This window comes from Pseudomonas sp. ASL8, assembly GCF_056680355.1.
The window spans coordinates 3,812,684-3,829,539 of record NZ_CM155278.1; the positions used below are offsets into that span (position 1 = coordinate 3,812,684).

The window sequence follows — 16,856 nt, forward strand, 5'->3', positions numbered from 1 at the left end:
TCGGCAAAGCCGGTCCCCGCAGCGAGCGGAACCTACTAGTAGTGGCATAAATACATTATTCCGAACTGCCTGACAACTCTCGCGAAAGAACGACCAGTCGCTGTCTTAGTAGTCCTAGCTCACGGGATTTAAAGGCGTGTCGTGAGCGCTCCAGCGTTTCGATGGCCTCAATCAGCGCGGCCTGAACCCGCCCGGCGTTGCTAAGGTGCGATTCGCCGAGCCAGCGGCAAAAAGGAGCCTGACTACAATCATCCGGCGCGCTGAGCACTTCGCAGTCGGGTGCTATGGTTGCCATCTGGCCGCGCAGCGTGTTGGCGAGTACATGGTCATTGCAGATAATCCGGGCCGGCGGGCTGGAGCTACACATAACTCGGCTATTTCCTTGCTCAGTCAAACGTACTGTTTATAGCGCCGTCGGTCATGGGCCATTGATTCAGATCAGCTTAAAAGCAAATTGGAAAAACTAGGGGCGCCTCTCTCCCACACAGGTGCTCGCCCTGGATTTGGCTACTGACCGAGTCTGCCCAGTGTGTCGCGTATGGGCTCAAGTGATACGCCGATCAAACCATCGAGCGGTCTGTTCAGTTCCTCGACCAGAAGAATCGCCGCGGAGGTTGATAGTGCGCACATCATTAGTACGGCCAAAATGGTGCCGTTACGGGGCGCGAACAAGCCAAAGGTGCCGAAGATAATGGACAGCCACGACACTAGAATCGCAAGCATCGTAAACGGGATCGAGCCATTTGCCTGAAGGAGTGCCAGCCAGCGGGTAGCAAACACTTCATCCATGACCAGCAAGGCACGTGCCTTGAGCGCACGCTGAGCATCATTGCCGGGGGAAAGGGCTTCCACCTTGCGCTGCAGTTCTTCAGAACGGTTTATCGCCTCGGGGCTGTCGAGCTTTGCGATCTGTGACGCATCGCGTGATGCAAGCACCTGCATGACGCCCGCGTAGTTATGCTTTAGCAGGCTGCGGATTTCTTGGGTGTCCGGCCCATATCGGGACAACACACGGTCGAATTGAACGACCTTGGCCGCCGTTCCCACGAGCTCGGCGCTGGTCGTATCGAAAGTGCCTTTGGCTGACGAGACCAGAAGGCCAAGCACCAGAGCGGCCATTGTCGCGATCAGGCCTGTGGCGAGTTTCACTACGCTGATGGATTCATCGCTCAGGTGTTGAGAGGGCAGCCGCCCGCGCAGATACGAACCCAGCAGCGCGCTACCGAACAGGCAGATGAAAACGACTGACGCGATCATCAGATGATTCAAGTTCAACCTCCATTGTCGTTGTCGTTGTCTTCAGGCTGTTCGGTAGAGTCATGATAGTAGACGGCCGGGCGGTGTTAAGGCGTCGGATAGCGTTTGAATATTCAGCCACCGCTCAGCGATACCGCCCGCGTACCGTCGGCGCTAGAGCAGGGTGCTATTCTCGGTTTTTCGGGGTGAAGGTCGAATTTCTTCCGCCGCTCGGGTGTCTGTCTCATGTCAGTGTTGGCTTTTCGCGGTGCGCGAGCCTTATCGAAGCCTCTTTTTTGGAGAATCGCTCAATGAAAGCTATCAAGATCACGCTGCCTGCGTCACTGGAAAACCTTCAACTGGTCGAGCTACCCGATCCTGGACAACCCGCTGCCGGGCAGATTCGTGTGCGCATTCATGCGTGCTCATTGAATTTTCACGATTACGCGGTAGTGACCGGCATGATGCCGACCGCCGATGGGCGTATCCCAATGGCCGATGGCGCGGGGTTGGTGGAGGCCGTGGGTGAGGGTGTCGGCGAGTTCAAGGTCGGCGACCATGTCGTCTCGTGTTTTTTCCCGAGCTGGGAAACCGGCGGTGCCGCGATTGCCGACTTCAGCACGACACCCGGCGATGGCGTGGATGGTTATGCCCGCGAGGTGGTGGTTAAGCCAAGTCACTGGTTCACGCTGGCGCCTGCGGGTTACAGCCATGTGCAAGCCGCCACATTGACCACGGCAGGGCTTACCGCCTGGCGGGCACTTGTCGTCGATGGTGGGCTCAAGGCGGGTGACAGTGTGTTGGTGCTGGGCACCGGGGGCGTGTCGATTTTTGCCTTGCAAATGGCCAAGGCGATGGGCGCAACGGTGATTGCCACCTCGTCGTCAGACGCCAAGCTGGCCAAGGTTCGAGAGCTGGGTGCAGACCACACGATCAACTACCGCCATCAGCCCGAGTGGGGCAACGAAGTGCTCAAACTGACCGGCGGCCGAGGGGTGGACCACGTCATCGAAGTCGGCGGTCCGGGCACGCTGCCTCAATCAATAATCGCGTGCCGTATTGGTGGGCATATCGCCCTGATCGGCGTCCTCACAGGATGGGAAGGTCCGGTGCCGACGGCGGCATTGATGGCCAAACAACAACGTCTGCAGGGGTTGATCGTGGGCAGCCGGCAGAACCAGCGGGACATGGTGCGCGGGCTTGAAGCGACGGGTATCAAACCGGTGATCGACAGCACCTTCGTGCTGACTGATATCGGTAGGGCCTTCGCCCATGAAGCGTCGGGTGCTCACCTGGGGAAAATCTGTCTCGCGTTCTAAGTTCTGTTGATGTGACACGAAAAATCCGAGAGCCGCCACCCTGAGAGGTGACGGGCTCGAATATACATATTGAGATATCTCAATATGTATATTATGGTGGCCGCTGTTATTAATCAGTACCCGTGATTCATAAGGATTCCACGTTGAAACACTCGACTCTATTCAGCAGCACCGAACTCGGCCCTTATACCCTGAAAAACCGGGTGGTCCTGCCACCGTTAACCCGCTCCCGCAGCTCGCAGCCAGGCAATGTGCCGAATGACCTCATGGCGACCTACTATTCCCAGCGCAGTGGTGCGGGCTTCATGGTCACTGAAGGTACCCAGATTGAACCAAGAGGGCAGGGTTACGCCTGGACACCGGGCATCCACACTGCAGAACAGATCGAGGGCTGGCGCAAGGTGACAACCAAGGTGCACGCCGACGGCGGAGTCATCTTCGCCCAACTCTGGCATGTCGGCAGGGTCTCGCATGTTTCGCTACAACCAGACGGTGGCGCGCCGGTAGCGCCCTCGGCGATTGCCGCACAAGGGGTCAGCGTATTTGTCGAAACAGGACCGGGTACGGGTGAGTTAAGCGCGCCGTCCCAGCCACGAGCGCTGACACGTGAAGAGATCGCAGAGCTGGTTTCGTTCTATGCGCAAGCTGCACAGAATGCGATGGATGCGGGCTTTGATGGCGTTGAGATCCACAGTGCCAATGGTTATCTGATCAACCAGTTCATCTCTAAGCACAGCAACCAGCGTGAGGATGAATACGGCGGTAGCCTGGACAACCGTTTGCGCTTTCTCAGGGAGGTGACTCAAGCGGTAGCCGATCGCGTGGGCAAGGATCGTGTGGGGGTGCGTTTCTCGCCGCTGTTTCAAAGCACCGACGAAGCGCGCGTCTACCTCGGGCTGGTTGAAGACGACCCTCATGCAACCTACATCGCAGCGATCAAGGTACTGGAAGGCATCGGCATCGCCTACTTGTCGCTGGCCGAGGCTGACTGGGACGACGCACCGCAGTTACCGGCGAGTTTTCGTCACGCGGCTCGCGCTGCGTTCAGTGGTCGCATCATCTACGCAGGCAAATACACGGCAGTGCGCGGTGAGAAAGCTATCGGCGAGGGCTGGAGTGACCTGATCGCATTTGGACGGCCCTTTATCGCCAACCCGGATTTGCCGCAGCGCATCGCCAATGGCTGGCCGCTGAATCTGGCTGATCCCGCCAGCCTCTATGGCGGCACTGCGATGGGGTATACCGACTATCCCTGCCACGGCGTTTAAGCATCGGACGCGTCACGAGGGGCGGTGCGCTGTATTTTCGGCGCAGATATCGTAATATCTCGAAAAGCAGATGCGAATGACCTATGAGTATTGATATCAGCGAAGCCCTGAAGGCACTGGACAACCCCACTCGGTTGTCCATTCTTGCGTGGCTCAAAGAGCCCCGTAAAAACTTCCCCGAGCAAGAGGTCAATGCCGATGAAGTCGGTGTTTGCGTGAGCATCATTCAGGCGCGGGCCAACTTATCGCAATCAACGGTTTCGCTTTACCTCGCCGCGCTGCAAAGGGCGCAACTGGTAACGTCGCAGCGCATTGGCCCGTGGACGTATTACAAGCGCCACGAGCAGAACATCGAACAATTCCAGCAAGCACTCAAAGCGCTCATTTGAGTGTGCTGTCTGTTGGCGTAGTGCTTAACGGAATCAACAGCCCGCTGTCTTTGATTATTCAGGATACCGATTACTTCAAACAGCACAGCGACCCCTAGCACGATGACACGGCGTTGCTATTTATCGAGAAAGTCGATGGGCCGCTCTACCCAGTCATGCGCAGTGTCAGTGTAGGCGCCGAGTACGCTGACTTCAGCGATTGATGCCGCCTTAGCTACCTCAATGATGTCTAAGGTGTAAGTCCCTCGATGTGTGAAATGGTCTATGGTTGTTTCACACATTAAGGGAGATTTGACATGCATAAAGTTCTGGTTGCGTTTGATGGCTCGGAGCCTTCAAAGCGTGCTCTGCAGTACGTGATCGACCTTTTTCGCGACAGTGCGCGGCCCTTGGAGATTCATGTTTTTAATGCGCAGTATGGGCCGGTTATGTACGGGGACTACTTTACGAGCGGCATGGTCGAAGACGTCAACGAAGGGCTTTTGACCAAGGCCAACAGTGTGCTTGAAGAGGCCGCGATTTTATTGTCGGCTGCTGGCGTTGCCCATGAAACCCATGCGGCCCTTGGCAATGTGGCGGAGCAGGTCAATGAGGCAGTCAAGCGGTTGGGGTGCGATACCGTGGTCATGGGGACGCGAGGCTTGGGCAGCTTCGGCGGATTACTGCTGGGTTCGGTAGCGAACCGGGTCATTCACGAGGTATCGGTTCCGGTGGTGCTGGTGAAGTAGCAATAACGTCGTTGTGTCATAAGCGGGGTAGGGCGCGGACGGTACTACGGTCCCATGTTACCCCGCGTTAACTCATTGAAACGTTCTAACCGGTTTTGACACTTCCGCCACGGTGGCGTTATCGCAATTGATAAACAAGGATGAATTAAGCCAGCGCGGGTCGGGGTAATAAGAGAATAGCAACTGGCCATCTTTCATTGAATCGATGAGTTGATGAGCAATTGCCGGTCGCACGGCCGGGCAACCTAAACTTCTGCCAATACGGCCATTCGAACGCGCTAGATCACCGCTGACATAGGGTGCTCCATGAATCACAATCGCTCGGTCGAGGGCATTATCATTGAAACCGGGTTCTAACCCTTCCATGCGCAATGAGTAACCGTTATGGCCGAGGTACGTCGCACGCGTCCTGTACAGGCCCAGGCTGGTGGCCATGCTTTGATTCTGGTTGGAAAATTGACGGGCCATGTTTTCGCCGCTGTTCCGGCCGTGCGCAACCAGTTCATGGAACAGTAGTGTGCGGCGTTGCAGGTCAAACACCCACAGTCGCTGTTCGGTGGAGGGCAGTGAGTAATCAATGACGGCGAGTCTTTGCGCAGGCGATTCGCCTTGTGCCCGCCTGCACTGAGAGGCATGGACAGCCAGCGCAATAACCTTGGCGTTAGCATCGGGTGCGGCTTTGACCAGCGCGACCTCAAGCGAATCGGCGTACGCTATCTCGGCAGAGAGGGATATCAGAAGCATGAAGGCCATTAAAAAGCCAAAGCGGTCGAGCGTCATGTGGGTTGTCTCATGGCTATTTATACGAGCCTAGCAGTGTTAGGAATGCTAGCTTTCCATTGATACGAGAAACTAAGGACGTCCATGCTGCAACTATCAAACTTATCCATGTTAAGCCGCGTCTTTTTTATGGGAGTCCTGATAAGCAACTCAGCGACGGCAGAGCCTTTGCCTGTCTCGGCGACAACCATAGCACACAGCGTCAGTGACGTTGCGCCAGCCGACGAGGTGGCACAGACGATCCAGTCCACGCTCGCCCCGTCGGGCGCAACGCCTTCTTCCCCTCTGCCCGCCACCCCACCCCGCCACCAACGGCTGGAGGTCGGTCGTGCGGTCGTCGATTTTTATGCTCAACGTAACTTTAGTGCTGCCTGGACGAACGTTAGCGACGTCGCGCAGTTGTTGAAGAGCCTGAACGACATTCAGGCCGACGGCCTGGACCCTCGTGATTTCCGTATTGATGAGCTGGCCAAGGCCGCAGGGTTGATGCACGCAGCGACGCCGTCCCCGGCGCAACGCGCCATGTTTGATATTACGGCTACCCGTGCCTACATCGCAGCGCTGCTCCAGCTGCGGCGCGGCAAAGTCGATCCCTCTCGTTTGGAAATACACTGGAACTTCGACCCGGTCGATGTCGACCCGCGGGAAGATCTCAAAGACTTGTTTGTTGCCGTCGAAAACCATGACGTCGCACGTGCATTCAATCAGGCGCCGCCACAAGATGCTATTTACAGCCGGCTGCGAGAGGGGTTGGCACAACTTCGTCAGCGTCGAGACTCGGGTGGCTGGCCGCTGGTTCCTGTCGGGCAGGCACTCAAGCCAGGCGTTGCCGGCGCTTCAGTCGCAGCGCTGCGAGCCCGTTTGGCGGCAGGTGGTTATCTGGACGAGCAAGTGGCAACGCGGACTGACTACGACGACGTCGTTAAAACGGCGGTTAAACAGTTTCAGTCCGAGCACTACCTTCCCGTGGATGGCACCGCCGGTGCGGCAACACTTGCGGCGCTGAATATACCCATAGGCGCGCGTATAGACCAAGTCCGCGTGAACATGGAACGGGCGCGTTGGCTATTGTATAAACTTCAGGGCACGTTCGTCGTTGTTGATATCGCCGGGTACAAGATTGCGTTCTACCGTGACGGCAAAGTTATCTGGCGTTCTCGTGTGCAGGTCGGTAAACCTTTCCGCAGTACGCCGGTCTTTCAATCCGAGATTACGCACATAACATTTAACCCCACGTGGACAGTTCCACCGACCATTCTTACTAATGATGTTCTTCCCAAGATTCTAAAGGACCCTCATTACCTTGACGCAAACCGTATTCGCGTCCTTGACCGTCAAGGGACTGTCCTGAATCCATCAACCGTTGATTGGCATAACCCGCGCGGCATCACACTGCGCCAGGATGCTGGCCCGGACAGCTCTCTTGGCCAGGTTGCCATACGGTTTCCAAATGAGTATTCGGTGTATCTCCACGACACGCCACATCGAGAGTTGTTCGCCCAGGCACGCCGCGCGACAAGTTCAGGCTGTATCAGGGTTGAAAACCCGCTTCAGTTGGTAGAGTTGTTGTTTAACGACCCGGTTCGCTGGAACGCCGCGGGTATTCAGGCTCAACTGGCCAACGGCATTACAGAAAATATCAGGCTCCCCGTGAAGGTGCCTGTGCTGCTGGCCTATTGGACAGTGGGCCTGGGTGATGATGGTCGAGTGACGTTTAAACCTGACGTGTACGGGTACGACTCCCCCGTGTTGCGAGCGCTGAATCAACCTTTAGATCCGTCCGTTCTGGCGTTGCCGCGTGTAGGATTTTCTGATGCGGCGACGTGGCAAAACGAGGCCCCGAAGCCCTCTCGATAACCGTCGACACGGCCTTGACTGAAGCCGGTGCATGATCTAATCCATGTCTCGGTGTTGGTGCGGCGCATTGTCGACAATAGTCTAATGACATTTGACATTTATGGGGATTGGTCGTAATTTTCCGCCATCTAATTGCCAATGTGTCGACAATGTAATGGAAGATCTTGCAGAAACTCAGGTTGTAGGCGAGGAGTCCGGCACCCTCTCCGAGCATGTGTTCCGGCGTATCCAGTCGGCCATCGTGCGGGGTGAGATCGCGCCCGGCAGCAAGATTTCCGAGCCAGAGCTGGCACGCGCCTACGGCATCAGCCGGGGACCGCTGCGTGAAGCGATCCATCGCCTGGAAGGGCAGCGTTTGTTGGTGCGTATTCCCCATGTGGGCGCTCGTGTGGTTTCCCTGAGCCACGCCGAGCTCATCGAGCTGTATGAAATTCGCGAATCGCTGGAAGGCATGGCCTGTCGTCTGGCTGCCGAACGCATGACCGTCGAAGAGATCGACGAATTGCGCCGCGTTCTCGATACCCACGAACAAGATGCCGCTTTTAAGGCGGGCGTGGGCTACTACCAGCAAGAAGGCGATTTCGACTTCCATTACCGGATCATTCAAGGCAGCGGCAACCGCACGCTGACCCAAATGCTCTGTGGCGAGCTTTATCAACTGGTGCGTATGTACCGCATTCAGTTCTCTGCGACGCCCAATCGTCCGCGTCAGGCATTTGCCGAACACCACCGTATTCTTGATGCCATTGCCGAGCGTGACGGCGAACTGGCCGAATTGTTAATGCGCCGCCATATCAGCGCATCCAAACGCAACATCGAGCGCCATTATCAGGCCGCTCCCCAACCGACAGCCCGAGGTGAAAAATGAGTTCCGCCAAAACTACTCCCGGTCAACGTTTCCGTGATGCCGTCGCCAGCGAACATCCATTGCAAGTGGTAGGCGCGATCAATGCCAACCACGCACTGCTGGCCAAGCGCGCCGGTTTCAAAGCCATCTATCTTTCGGGTGGCGGCGTGGCAGCAGGTTCGCTCGGCTTGCCGGACCTGGGCATCACTGGCCTGGATGACGTGCTGACCGACGTACGTCGTATCACCGATGTCTGCGACTTGCCGCTGTTGGTGGACGTGGATACCGGTTTCGGCTCTTCCGCGTTCAACGTGGCGCGTACAGTCAAGTCGATGATCAAGTTCGGCGCAGCAGCGATTCATATCGAAGATCAGGTCGGCGCCAAGCGTTGCGGCCATCGCCCGAACAAAGAAATCGTTTCCCTGCAAGAGATGGTCGACCGTATCAAGGCAGCCGTCGATGCGCGTACCGATGATAGCTTCGTGATCATGGCGCGTACCGATGCACTGGCCGTCGAAGGGCTGGAGTCGGCACTGGAAAGGGCTGCGGCTTGCGTTGAAGCGGGCGCTGACATGGTGTTCCCGGAAGCCATCACTGAACTGGCGATGTACAAGCTGTTTGCTGCCCAGGTTGGCGCGCCGATCCTGGCCAACATCACCGAGTTCGGTGCTACCCCGCTGTATACCACTGACGAGTTGGCCTCGGCTGATGTCTCTCTGGTGCTATACCCATTGTCAGCGTTCCGCGCCATGAACAAGGCTGCAGAGAACGTCTACACCGCGATCCGTCGCGACGGCACGCAGAAGAATGTCATCGACACCATGCAGACGCGCATGGAGCTGTACGACGCCATTGATTACCACATCTTCGAGCAGAAACTCGATGCGTTGTTCGCGCAGAAGAAGTGATTCTGGGTGCCCGCTCCAGGCGTAACGTCGCCTGGAGCGGATTGCCGTTTCCCAAATAAATTCAAGATCGGAGAAAGCAATGGCTGAAGCAAAAGTATTGAGTGGTGCTGGCCTGCGTGGCCAGGTGGCGGGACAGACCGCGCTGTCGACCGTGGGTCAAGCCGGTGCCGGCCTGGCCTACCGTGGTTACGACGTGCGTGAATTGGCCGCCGATGCTCGTTTTGAAGAAGTGGCTTATCTGCTGCTTTACGGCGAGCTGCCGACCCAGGCCGAACTCACGGCTTACATGAAAAAGCTGCAAGGCCTGCGTGATTTGCCGCAAGTCTTGAAGGAAGTGCTGGAGCGCATTCCTGCCGAAACCCACCCGATGGACGTCATGCGTACCGGCTGCTCAATGCTCGGCACGCTGGAGCCTGAAGCGAGTTTCGAACAACAACGCGATGTCACCGACCGTCTGCTGGCCGCGTTCCCTGCGATCATGTGCTACTGGTACCGCTTCAGTCATGACGGCGTTCGCCTCAATTGCGTGACTGACGAAGAATCCATCGGTGGGCATTTCCTGCACTTGCTGCTGGATAAGAAACCGAGCGAGCTGCACCGCAAGGTGATGGACGTTTCGCTAATCCTGTACGCGGAGCACGAATTCAACGCCTCGACGTTCGCCGCAAGGGTCTGTGCGTCGACGCTGTCGGACCTGTATTCCTGTGTCACCGCGGCCATCGGTACATTGCGCGGCCCGCTGCATGGCGGCGCCAACGAAGCTGCGATGGAAATGATCGAGCGCTTCGGTTCTGCCGACGAGGCCGTCAAAGGCACGCTGAGCATGCTCGAGCGCAAGGACAAGATCATGGGCTTCGGTCACGCGATCTACAAAGAGTCCGATCCGCGTAACGAAGTGATCAAGGGCTGGTCGAAAAAACTGGCCGATGAAGTGGGCGACACCGTGTTGTATGCCGTGTCCGAAGCCATCGACAAAACCATGTGGGCCCAGAAAAAGCTGTTTCCCAATGCTGACTTCTACCATGCCTCGGCCTACCACTTCATGGGTATCCCGACCAAGCTGTTCACACCGATCTTTGTCTGCTCACGCCTGACCGGCTGGGCCGCTCACGTGTTCGAACAGCGTGGCAATAACCGCATCATCCGCCCGAGTGCCGAGTACATCGGCGTCGAACAGCGCAAGTTCGTGCCAATCGAGCAACGCTGATTGGGAAAGGGGGAGCGGACCGTGAACTTCGGTGCTTCCCACCCATTCCTCTGAACACTCCGTGATTGAGTCCCCAACGCTATGAACACTGAATACCGCAAACCCTTACCCGGCACCCGATTGGATTATTTCGACACGCGCGCGGCGGTGGACGGAATCAAGCCTGGGGCCTTCGACACACTTCCTTATACCTCGCGCGTGCTGGCTGAAAACCTGGTGCGCCGATGCGATCCGGCGACCCTGACCGCATCGCTGAATCAGCTCATCGAGCGTAAGCGCGATCTCGACTTTCCGTGGTTCCCGGCCCGTGTGGTGTGTCACGACATTCTCGGTCAGACCGCGCTGGTCGACCTCGCCGGCTTGCGTGATGCCATCGCCCTGCAAGGTGGTGATCCTGCGCAAGTGAACCCGGTAGTGCCGACCCAATTGATCGTCGACCACTCCCTGGCCGTTGAGTCGGGCGGCTTCGATCCCGAGGCGTTCGAAAAGAACCGCGCCATCGAAGACCGTCGCAACGAAGACCGTTTCCACTTCATCAACTGGACCAAAAAAGCCTTCAAGAACGTCGACGTGATCCCGCCAGGCAACGGCATCATGCACCAGATCAACCTGGAGAAAATGTCTCCGGTGATCCAGGTGCGTGATGGCGTGGCGTTCCCCGACACCTGCGTCGGCACCGACAGCCACACCCCGCACGTCGATGCGTTGGGCGTGATCGCCATCGGTGTCGGTGGCCTTGAAGCCGAAAGCGTCATGCTCGGCCGCGCCTCCTGGATGCGTCTGCCGGAAAGCGTCGGCGTCGAACTCACCGGCAAGTTGCAGCCGGGCATCACCGCCACCGACATGGTGCTGGCGCTGACCCAGTTCCTGCGCCAGCAAAAGGTGGTCGGCGCCTGGCTGGAGTTCTTCGGTGAAGGTGCCTCGGCACTGACCCTGGGCGATCGCGCGACCATCTCCAACATGGCCCCGGAATACGGCGCCACCGCAGCGATGTTTTATATCGACCAGCAGACCATCGACTACCTCAAGCTCACCGGCCGTGAAGACGAGCAGGTGAAACTGGTCGAGAGTTACGCAAAATTGACCGGCCTTTGGGCCGACAGCCTGAAGGGCGCTCAATACGAACGTGGGCTGACCTTTGATCTGTCCTCGGTGGTTCGCAACATGGCGGGCCCGAGCAATCCCCACGCCCGTGTGGCCACCTCGGACCTCGCGGCCAAGGGCATTGCCGGCCAGTGGGACGACGTTCCCGGCCAGATGCCGGACGGTGCGGTAATCATCGCGGCCATCACCAGTTGCACCAACACCAGCAACCCACGCAACGTCATCGCTGCTGGCCTGCTGGCGCGTAACGCCAACAAGCTGGGGCTGACCCGCAAACCCTGGGTCAAGTCTTCCCTGGCACCCGGTTCGAAGACCGTTGCCTTGTACCTGGACGAAGCCGGCCTGACTGACGAACTGGAGCAATTAGGCTTCGGTATCGTGGCGTTTGCCTGCACCACCTGTAACGGCATGTCCGGCGCGCTGGATCCGGTGATCCAGCAGGAAATCATCGACCGCGACCTGTACGCCACCGCAGTACTCTCGGGCAACCGCAACTTTGACGGTCGAATCCACCCGTACGCCAAGCAAGCGTTCCTCGCATCGCCGCCACTGGTGGTGGCCTACGCCATCGCCGGGACCATCCGCTTTGACATCGAGAAGGATGTGCTGGGCCTGGATGCCGACGGCAAGGAAATTCGCCTGAAGGACATTTGGCCAAGTGATGAAGAGATCGATGCGGTGGTCAAGGCCTCGGTAAAACCGGAGCAGTTCCGTCAGGTCTATATCCCGATGTTTGCCATCGAAGAAGACACCGGTCCAAAGGTCGCGCCGCTGTACGACTGGCGCGAGATGAGCACCTATATCCGCCGTCCGCCGTACTGGGAAGGTGCGCTGGCTGGCGCTCGTCCGCTCAAGGGCATGCGCCCGCTGGCCGTGCTGCCGGACAACATCACCACCGACCACTTGTCGCCGTCGAACGCGATTATGCTCGACAGCGCAGCCGGTGAGTACCTGGCCAAAATGGGCCTGCCAGAGGTGGACTTCAACTCTTACGCCACCCACCGCGGCGACCACTTGACCGCGCAACGCGCCACCTTCGCCAACCCGAAACTGTTCAACGAGATGGTGCTGGAAAACGGCAAGGTGAAACAGGGTTCCCTGGCCCGCGTCGAGCCGGAAGGCCAGGTCATGCGCATGTGGGAAGCCATCGAAACCTACATGGAACGCAAGCAGCCGCTGATCATCATCGCCGGTGCTGACTACGGTCAGGGTTCCTCGCGTGACTGGGCTGCCAAAGGCGTGCGTCTGGCTGGCGTGGAAGCCATCGCGGCCGAAGGCTTCGAGCGCATTCACCGTACCAACCTGGTCGGCATGGGCGTGTTGCCGCTGGAGTTCAAACCGGGCACCGACCGCCACACCCTGGCTATCGATGGCAGCGAAACTTACGACGTCATCGGCGAGCGTACCCCGCGTACCACGCTGACCCTGGTGATCAACCGCAAAAACGGCGAACGTGTCGAGGTGCCAGTCACCTGCCGTCTCGACACCGCCGAAGAAGTGTCGATCTACGAGGCGGGCGGTGTTCTGCAGCGTTTCGCCCAGGACTTCCTTGAATCGACTGCGGCTGTCTAAGCACCATACTCAGGCGCGACGGCAACGTTGCGCCTGAGTCTTATCAGGACACTATTTCCATGGCTTACGTACCCCAGATCAAGATCCCCGCCACCTACATGCGTGGCGGTACCAGCAAAGGCGTTTTTTTCAACCTGCAAGACCTCCCCGTATCCGCACAGGTCCCCGGCGCGGCGCGCGATGCGCTGTTGTTGCGCGTGATTGGCAGCCCCGATCCTTACGGCAAACAGATCGACGGCATGGGCGGGGCAACCTCGAGCACCAGCAAGACGGTCATCCTGTCCAAGAGCACAAAGCCCGATCACGACGTCGATTACCTGTTCGGTCAGGTGTCCATCGATAAGCCGTTCGTTGACTGGAGCGGCAACTGCGGCAACCTGTCTGCTGCCGTCGGCGCGTTCGCCATCAGCAGTGGTCTGGTCGATGCCGACCGTGTCCCGCACAACGGCATGGCGACCGTGCGCATTTGGCAGGCCAACATCGGCAAGACCATCATCGCGCACCTGCCTGTCACCGATGGCGCTGTCCAGGAAACCGGTGACTTCGAACTTGATGGCGTGACCTTTCCCGCTGCCGAAGTGCAGGTGGAATTCATGGACCCGGCGGCCGACGAAGAGGGCGCTGGCGGCTCGATGTTCCCCACCGGTAACCTCGTGGACGATCTTGAAGTGCCGGGTGTTGGCACATTCAAGGCCACAATGATCAATGCCGGCATCCCGACTATCTTCGTTAACGCGCAAGACATCGGCTATACGGGCACCGAGCTGCAGGACGCGATTAACGGCGATCCCAAGGCACTGGCGATGTTCGAGACGATTCGCGCTTATGGCGCGCTGCGTATGGGCCTCATTCAGGACCTTGATGAAGCCGCCAAGCGTCAGCACACACCGAAAATCGCTTTCGTCGCCAAACCGGCCGAATACGTGTCCTCCAGCGGCAAGCGTGTGACCGCCGGTGACGCTGACTTGCTCGTGCGTGCGCTATCGATGGGCAAACTGCATCACGCCATGATGGGCACGGCCGCCGTGGCCATCGGTGCCGCTGCGGCGATCTCGGGCACGCTGGTGAACCTCGCTGCCGGCGGTGGCGCGCGTAGCGCTGTGCGCTTCGGCCATCCCTCAGGCACCCTGCGTGTGGGGGCAGAAGCCAGTCAGGTAAATGGCGAATGGACGGTGACCAAAGCCATCATGAGCCGCAGCGCTCGCGTGCTGATGGAAGGATGGGTCCGTGTGCCCGGTGATGCGTTCTAATGTGCGCTACCGCTGAATACAGGGAACCTGTCAACGGTTAAACAATGCTATCGCGCCGATGCTCCTTGGCGCGATTCATTGCCGTATTGCGGCCTCTGTTTTCGACCGAGGCCGTGAGAGAGCATAAGTCCTGGATATTTAATGGCGAACTGACAGCAAAGTCCGCCTTTGCGCCTGTTCCAGTGCACAAAAAACGCTGCTCCTCGGGTAAACTCCCGGGATGCCAAAAAAATATTATGGGCGCACAAGCCTTCCCCGTATTTTCAATAGTGTCGTTACTCGACTGTTGGTACTGGCGCTGTGCATTTTTATCTCTGGTTCTGTCCTTCGCTATTTCGTGCTGACTCATTTTTTGCGTGAGGATTTGAGCGCGGTAGTGGAAAACCAACAATTAGCGTTGGCGACTTATGTTGCCCACGATATTGATGGAAAAATTGTTCAGCGCCAGGTCTTGCTTGAACGCCTTGCCGCCTCCTTGCCGACGCGTTTGCTTACGCAGCCTGAGCAACTACGTGCGTGGCTGAAAGAGCACTTCGACTTCCAAACGTTGTTCTCAGCGGGTCTATTCGTGGTAACGCCTAATGGCGTTCCAATCGCGGACTATCCTGTTCTGCGCGATCCGCTGACGATCAATTATGCTGACCGTGACTATGTTAAGGCTGGATTAGGCGGTGCTTCATTTGTCGGTCGTCCTGTGGTTGGCCGTGCTGCAAAAGAGCCAGTTCTGCCGATTTCTGCTCCGATCAGAAACGAAAGCGGTGTGGTTCAAGCTGTTTTGGTTGGCGTTACGGCACTGGCTGCCCCTGGGTTTCTTGATTCGTTACTCCAGAGTCGTATTGGTAATGCAACGGGCGGATTCTTGCTTGTCTCCCCGAGAGATAAATTATTTGTCGCCTCCTCTGAACTCGACAAGGTGCTCAAACCCACACCGCCCCCCGGCGTCGATGTGCTTCATGATCGGGCCATGGCGGGCTTTCGCGGTGCCGGGATAACGGTCAACGAGCAGGGTGTCGAAGAGGTCGCTGCAATGGTGTCTGTCTCGAGCACGGGCTGGTTTGTCGTCGGCCGTGTGCCGAGCAGCGAAGCGTTTGCGACGGTGGGGCGGATGCAGCATTTTTTGATTAAAAATGCCGTCTTCGCTATTTTGGTGTTCGCTGTTCTCTCCTCGATCGGGCTGTATTTCGTCCTCCGTCATTTGTTTTATGCAGCAGAGCATGCCGACCGCATGACGCGGGATGAGTTGCCGCTCGAACCCTTGCCTGTCGTCCGCGATGATGAAGTAGGGCACTTGATATCGGCGTTCAATCGTTTGTTGATCAAACTCAATGACCATCAAACTGAACTGACCCGCATGGCTCATCACGATACGCTGACGGGTTTGCCCAATAGAGCGCATCTTTCCGAGCGGCTGCGCCAGGTATTAGCGCTCGCACGCCGCAATGAAACGCAGGTCGGCCTATTGTTCATGGACCTCGATGGTTTCAAGAATATCAACGACACGCTCGGCCACGAGGCCGGTGACGAGGTGTTGCGGCAGGTTGCGAAGCGCTTCGCCAATACGTTGCGGGAGTCCGATACCCTCGCGCGTATTGGTGGCGATGAGTTTGTTTTGCTGCTAAGTGACCTTGAGGACGACAATGCCGAAGAGGCCGTCAGCACTGTCGCCGCTAAATGTATCGATGCACTGAAAACGCCATTTTTTATTTTCGGCACATCGTGCATCGTCGGTGTTTCAATCGGGATAGCACTGTGGGACAGGGAAAGCTCTGCGGATAATCTCCTGCGCGCCGCAGACAGAGTGATGTATCAAGCTAAAAAGACCGGGCGCGGCAAATATATAATCTACAAACATTAGCCAATGATGACCTGAGGCCCAAGACGGCTCTGTCATCAGTTGAGTCCGGTTGTATTCTTTTTGCTTTTTGATCTGTCGGAAAAACGGTCAGTTTAATGTCCGCGAATATACTGTTCCAGTTTCCGGATAAGGTCAGCCTGCTCGGCTATCGCTTCTTTAATCAAGTCACCAATGGACAGCAGGCCGAGCAGTTGTCCGTCTTCCACGACGGGCAGATGACGCAGGTGGCTATCGGTCATGACCCCCATGCACGTCTCGATACTTTGGTGGGAGTTCACCGTTACGACGGGCGAGCTCATGATGGCTCTGACGGACGTGCCGATGGAGGATCTGCCCTGGAGAACGATCTTGCGTGCGTAGTCGCGCTCGCTGATAACGCCGACCACTTGACCCTCTTCGATCACCGGTAGAGCGCCGATATTTTTCTCGGCCATCACCCGCAGCGCCTCCAGCACCATCTGGTCTGGACCGATGGTGTGGACGTGCTGGTTGTGGATGGCCTTTAGCTTGAGCAGTTGTGCAACGGTCTTCATGAG

Annotated in this window: 15 protein-coding genes; 11 read left to right on the forward strand and 4 right to left on the reverse strand. The window is 57.6% G+C overall.

Features of this window, described 5'->3' with window-relative positions; all coding sequences use genetic code 11:
• Positions 1-55 precede the first annotated feature (55 nt).
• Both AC1MEA_RS17555 and AC1MEA_RS17560 read right to left on the reverse strand, forming a co-directional pair.
• On the reverse strand, positions 56-367 hold the full coding sequence (locus AC1MEA_RS17555; protein ID WP_449635563.1) for a hypothetical protein: 312 nt from the start codon (positions 365-367) through the stop codon (positions 56-58).
• A gap of 140 nt (positions 368-507) precedes the next feature.
• Positions 508-1,269, reverse strand: a complete 762-nt coding sequence (locus AC1MEA_RS17560; protein ID WP_449634520.1) for a bestrophin-like domain — start codon at positions 1,267-1,269, stop codon at positions 508-510.
• Between the two features lie 278 nt (positions 1,270-1,547).
• Here AC1MEA_RS17560 and AC1MEA_RS17565 point away from each other — a divergent pair, with 278 nt between their 5' ends.
• From AC1MEA_RS17565 to AC1MEA_RS17580, 4 genes are all read left to right on the forward strand, one after another.
• Positions 1,548-2,555, forward strand: a complete 1,008-nt coding sequence (locus tag AC1MEA_RS17565) for a zinc-dependent alcohol dehydrogenase family protein (RefSeq protein ID WP_480416921.1) — start codon at positions 1,548-1,550, stop codon at positions 2,553-2,555.
• Positions 2,556-2,698: 143 nt separating this feature from the next.
• The gene (locus AC1MEA_RS17570; protein WP_480416922.1) at positions 2,699-3,823 is read left to right on the forward strand and encodes an alkene reductase; all 1,125 of its coding nucleotides are present in this window, start codon (positions 2,699-2,701) and stop codon (positions 3,821-3,823) included.
• Positions 3,824-3,906: 83 nt separating this feature from the next.
• Positions 3,907-4,212, forward strand: coding sequence for an ArsR/SmtB family transcription factor (locus tag AC1MEA_RS17575; protein WP_219063147.1), 306 nt, complete (start codon positions 3,907-3,909; stop codon positions 4,210-4,212).
• A gap of 296 nt (positions 4,213-4,508) precedes the next feature.
• On the forward strand, positions 4,509-4,940 hold the full coding sequence (locus tag AC1MEA_RS17580; protein ID WP_219063145.1) for a universal stress protein: 432 nt from the start codon (positions 4,509-4,511) through the stop codon (positions 4,938-4,940).
• A gap of 72 nt (positions 4,941-5,012) precedes the next feature.
• On the opposite strand, the gene AC1MEA_RS17585 is transcribed toward AC1MEA_RS17580, so the two are convergent.
• Complete coding sequence (locus tag AC1MEA_RS17585; protein WP_219063144.1) at positions 5,013-5,720, reverse strand: murein L,D-transpeptidase catalytic domain family protein; 708 nt, start codon at positions 5,718-5,720, stop codon at positions 5,013-5,015.
• Positions 5,721-5,804: 84 nt separating this feature from the next.
• Here AC1MEA_RS17585 and AC1MEA_RS17590 point away from each other — a divergent pair, with 84 nt between their 5' ends.
• The 7 genes from AC1MEA_RS17590 to AC1MEA_RS17620 all read left to right on the forward strand — a co-directional run bounded on the left by AC1MEA_RS17590 (position 5,805) and on the right by AC1MEA_RS17620 (position 16,320).
• On the forward strand, positions 5,805-7,577 hold the full coding sequence (locus AC1MEA_RS17590; RefSeq protein WP_480416923.1) for a L,D-transpeptidase family protein: 1,773 nt from the start codon (positions 5,805-5,807) through the stop codon (positions 7,575-7,577).
• Positions 7,578-7,731: 154 nt separating this feature from the next.
• The gene (locus AC1MEA_RS17595) at positions 7,732-8,445 is read left to right on the forward strand and encodes a GntR family transcriptional regulator (RefSeq protein WP_219063142.1); all 714 of its coding nucleotides are present in this window, start codon (positions 7,732-7,734) and stop codon (positions 8,443-8,445) included.
• The gene (gene prpB, locus AC1MEA_RS17600; protein WP_219063141.1) at positions 8,442-9,332 is read left to right on the forward strand and encodes a methylisocitrate lyase; all 891 of its coding nucleotides are present in this window, start codon (positions 8,442-8,444) and stop codon (positions 9,330-9,332) included. The genes AC1MEA_RS17595 and prpB overlap by 4 nt, the downstream gene beginning before the upstream one ends.
• Positions 9,333-9,411: 79 nt before the next feature.
• On the forward strand, positions 9,412-10,539 hold the full coding sequence (prpC, locus tag AC1MEA_RS17605) for a bifunctional 2-methylcitrate synthase/citrate synthase (RefSeq protein ID WP_480416924.1): 1,128 nt from the start codon (positions 9,412-9,414) through the stop codon (positions 10,537-10,539).
• An 81-nt stretch (positions 10,540-10,620) separates the two neighbouring features.
• The gene (acnD, locus tag AC1MEA_RS17610) at positions 10,621-13,215 is read left to right on the forward strand and encodes a Fe/S-dependent 2-methylisocitrate dehydratase AcnD (protein WP_480416925.1); all 2,595 of its coding nucleotides are present in this window, start codon (positions 10,621-10,623) and stop codon (positions 13,213-13,215) included.
• A 59-nt stretch (positions 13,216-13,274) separates the two neighbouring features.
• Positions 13,275-14,465 (forward strand): 2-methylaconitate cis-trans isomerase PrpF, encoded by a 1,191-nt coding sequence (prpF, locus tag AC1MEA_RS17615; protein WP_480416926.1) that lies wholly within the window; start codon positions 13,275-13,277, stop codon positions 14,463-14,465.
• A gap of 220 nt (positions 14,466-14,685) precedes the next feature.
• On the forward strand, positions 14,686-16,320 hold the full coding sequence (locus tag AC1MEA_RS17620) for a diguanylate cyclase domain-containing protein (protein WP_480416927.1): 1,635 nt from the start codon (positions 14,686-14,688) through the stop codon (positions 16,318-16,320).
• A gap of 92 nt (positions 16,321-16,412) precedes the next feature.
• Here the strand turns inward: AC1MEA_RS17620 and AC1MEA_RS17625 are convergent, their stop codons facing one another.
• Positions 16,413-16,853: a CBS domain-containing protein gene (locus tag AC1MEA_RS17625; RefSeq protein ID WP_219063136.1), complete on the reverse strand. Its 441-nt coding sequence runs from the start codon at positions 16,851-16,853 to the stop codon at positions 16,413-16,415.
• Positions 16,854-16,856 lie beyond the last annotated feature (3 nt).

Excerpts from the sequence above, each read along its gene's own strand:
- AC1MEA_RS17555 (WP_449635563.1), bottom strand. The coding sequence starts at position 367 with ATGTGTAGCTCCAGCCCGCCGGCCCGGATTATCTGCAATGACCATGTA.
- AC1MEA_RS17565 (WP_480416921.1), top strand. The coding sequence starts at position 1,548 with ATGAAAGCTATCAAGATCACGCTGCCTGCGTCACTGGAAAACCTTCAA.
- AC1MEA_RS17575 (WP_219063147.1), top strand. The coding sequence starts at position 3,907 with ATGAGTATTGATATCAGCGAAGCCCTGAAGGCACTGGACAACCCCACT.
- AC1MEA_RS17580 (WP_219063145.1), top strand. The coding sequence starts at position 4,509 with ATGCATAAAGTTCTGGTTGCGTTTGATGGCTCGGAGCCTTCAAAGCGT.
- AC1MEA_RS17585 (WP_219063144.1), bottom strand. The coding sequence starts at position 5,720 with ATGACGCTCGACCGCTTTGGCTTTTTAATGGCCTTCATGCTTCTGATA.
- AC1MEA_RS17590 (WP_480416923.1), top strand. The coding sequence starts at position 5,805 with ATGCTGCAACTATCAAACTTATCCATGTTAAGCCGCGTCTTTTTTATG.
- AC1MEA_RS17595 (WP_219063142.1), top strand. The coding sequence starts at position 7,732 with ATGGAAGATCTTGCAGAAACTCAGGTTGTAGGCGAGGAGTCCGGCACC.
- prpB (WP_219063141.1), top strand. The coding sequence starts at position 8,442 with ATGAGTTCCGCCAAAACTACTCCCGGTCAACGTTTCCGTGATGCCGTC.
- prpC (WP_480416924.1), top strand. The coding sequence starts at position 9,412 with ATGGCTGAAGCAAAAGTATTGAGTGGTGCTGGCCTGCGTGGCCAGGTG.
- acnD (WP_480416925.1), top strand. The coding sequence starts at position 10,621 with ATGAACACTGAATACCGCAAACCCTTACCCGGCACCCGATTGGATTAT.
- prpF (WP_480416926.1), top strand. The coding sequence starts at position 13,275 with ATGGCTTACGTACCCCAGATCAAGATCCCCGCCACCTACATGCGTGGC.
- AC1MEA_RS17620 (WP_480416927.1), top strand. The coding sequence starts at position 14,686 with ATGCCAAAAAAATATTATGGGCGCACAAGCCTTCCCCGTATTTTCAAT.
- AC1MEA_RS17625 (WP_219063136.1), bottom strand. The coding sequence starts at position 16,853 with ATGAAGACCGTTGCACAACTGCTCAAGCTAAAGGCCATCCACAACCAG.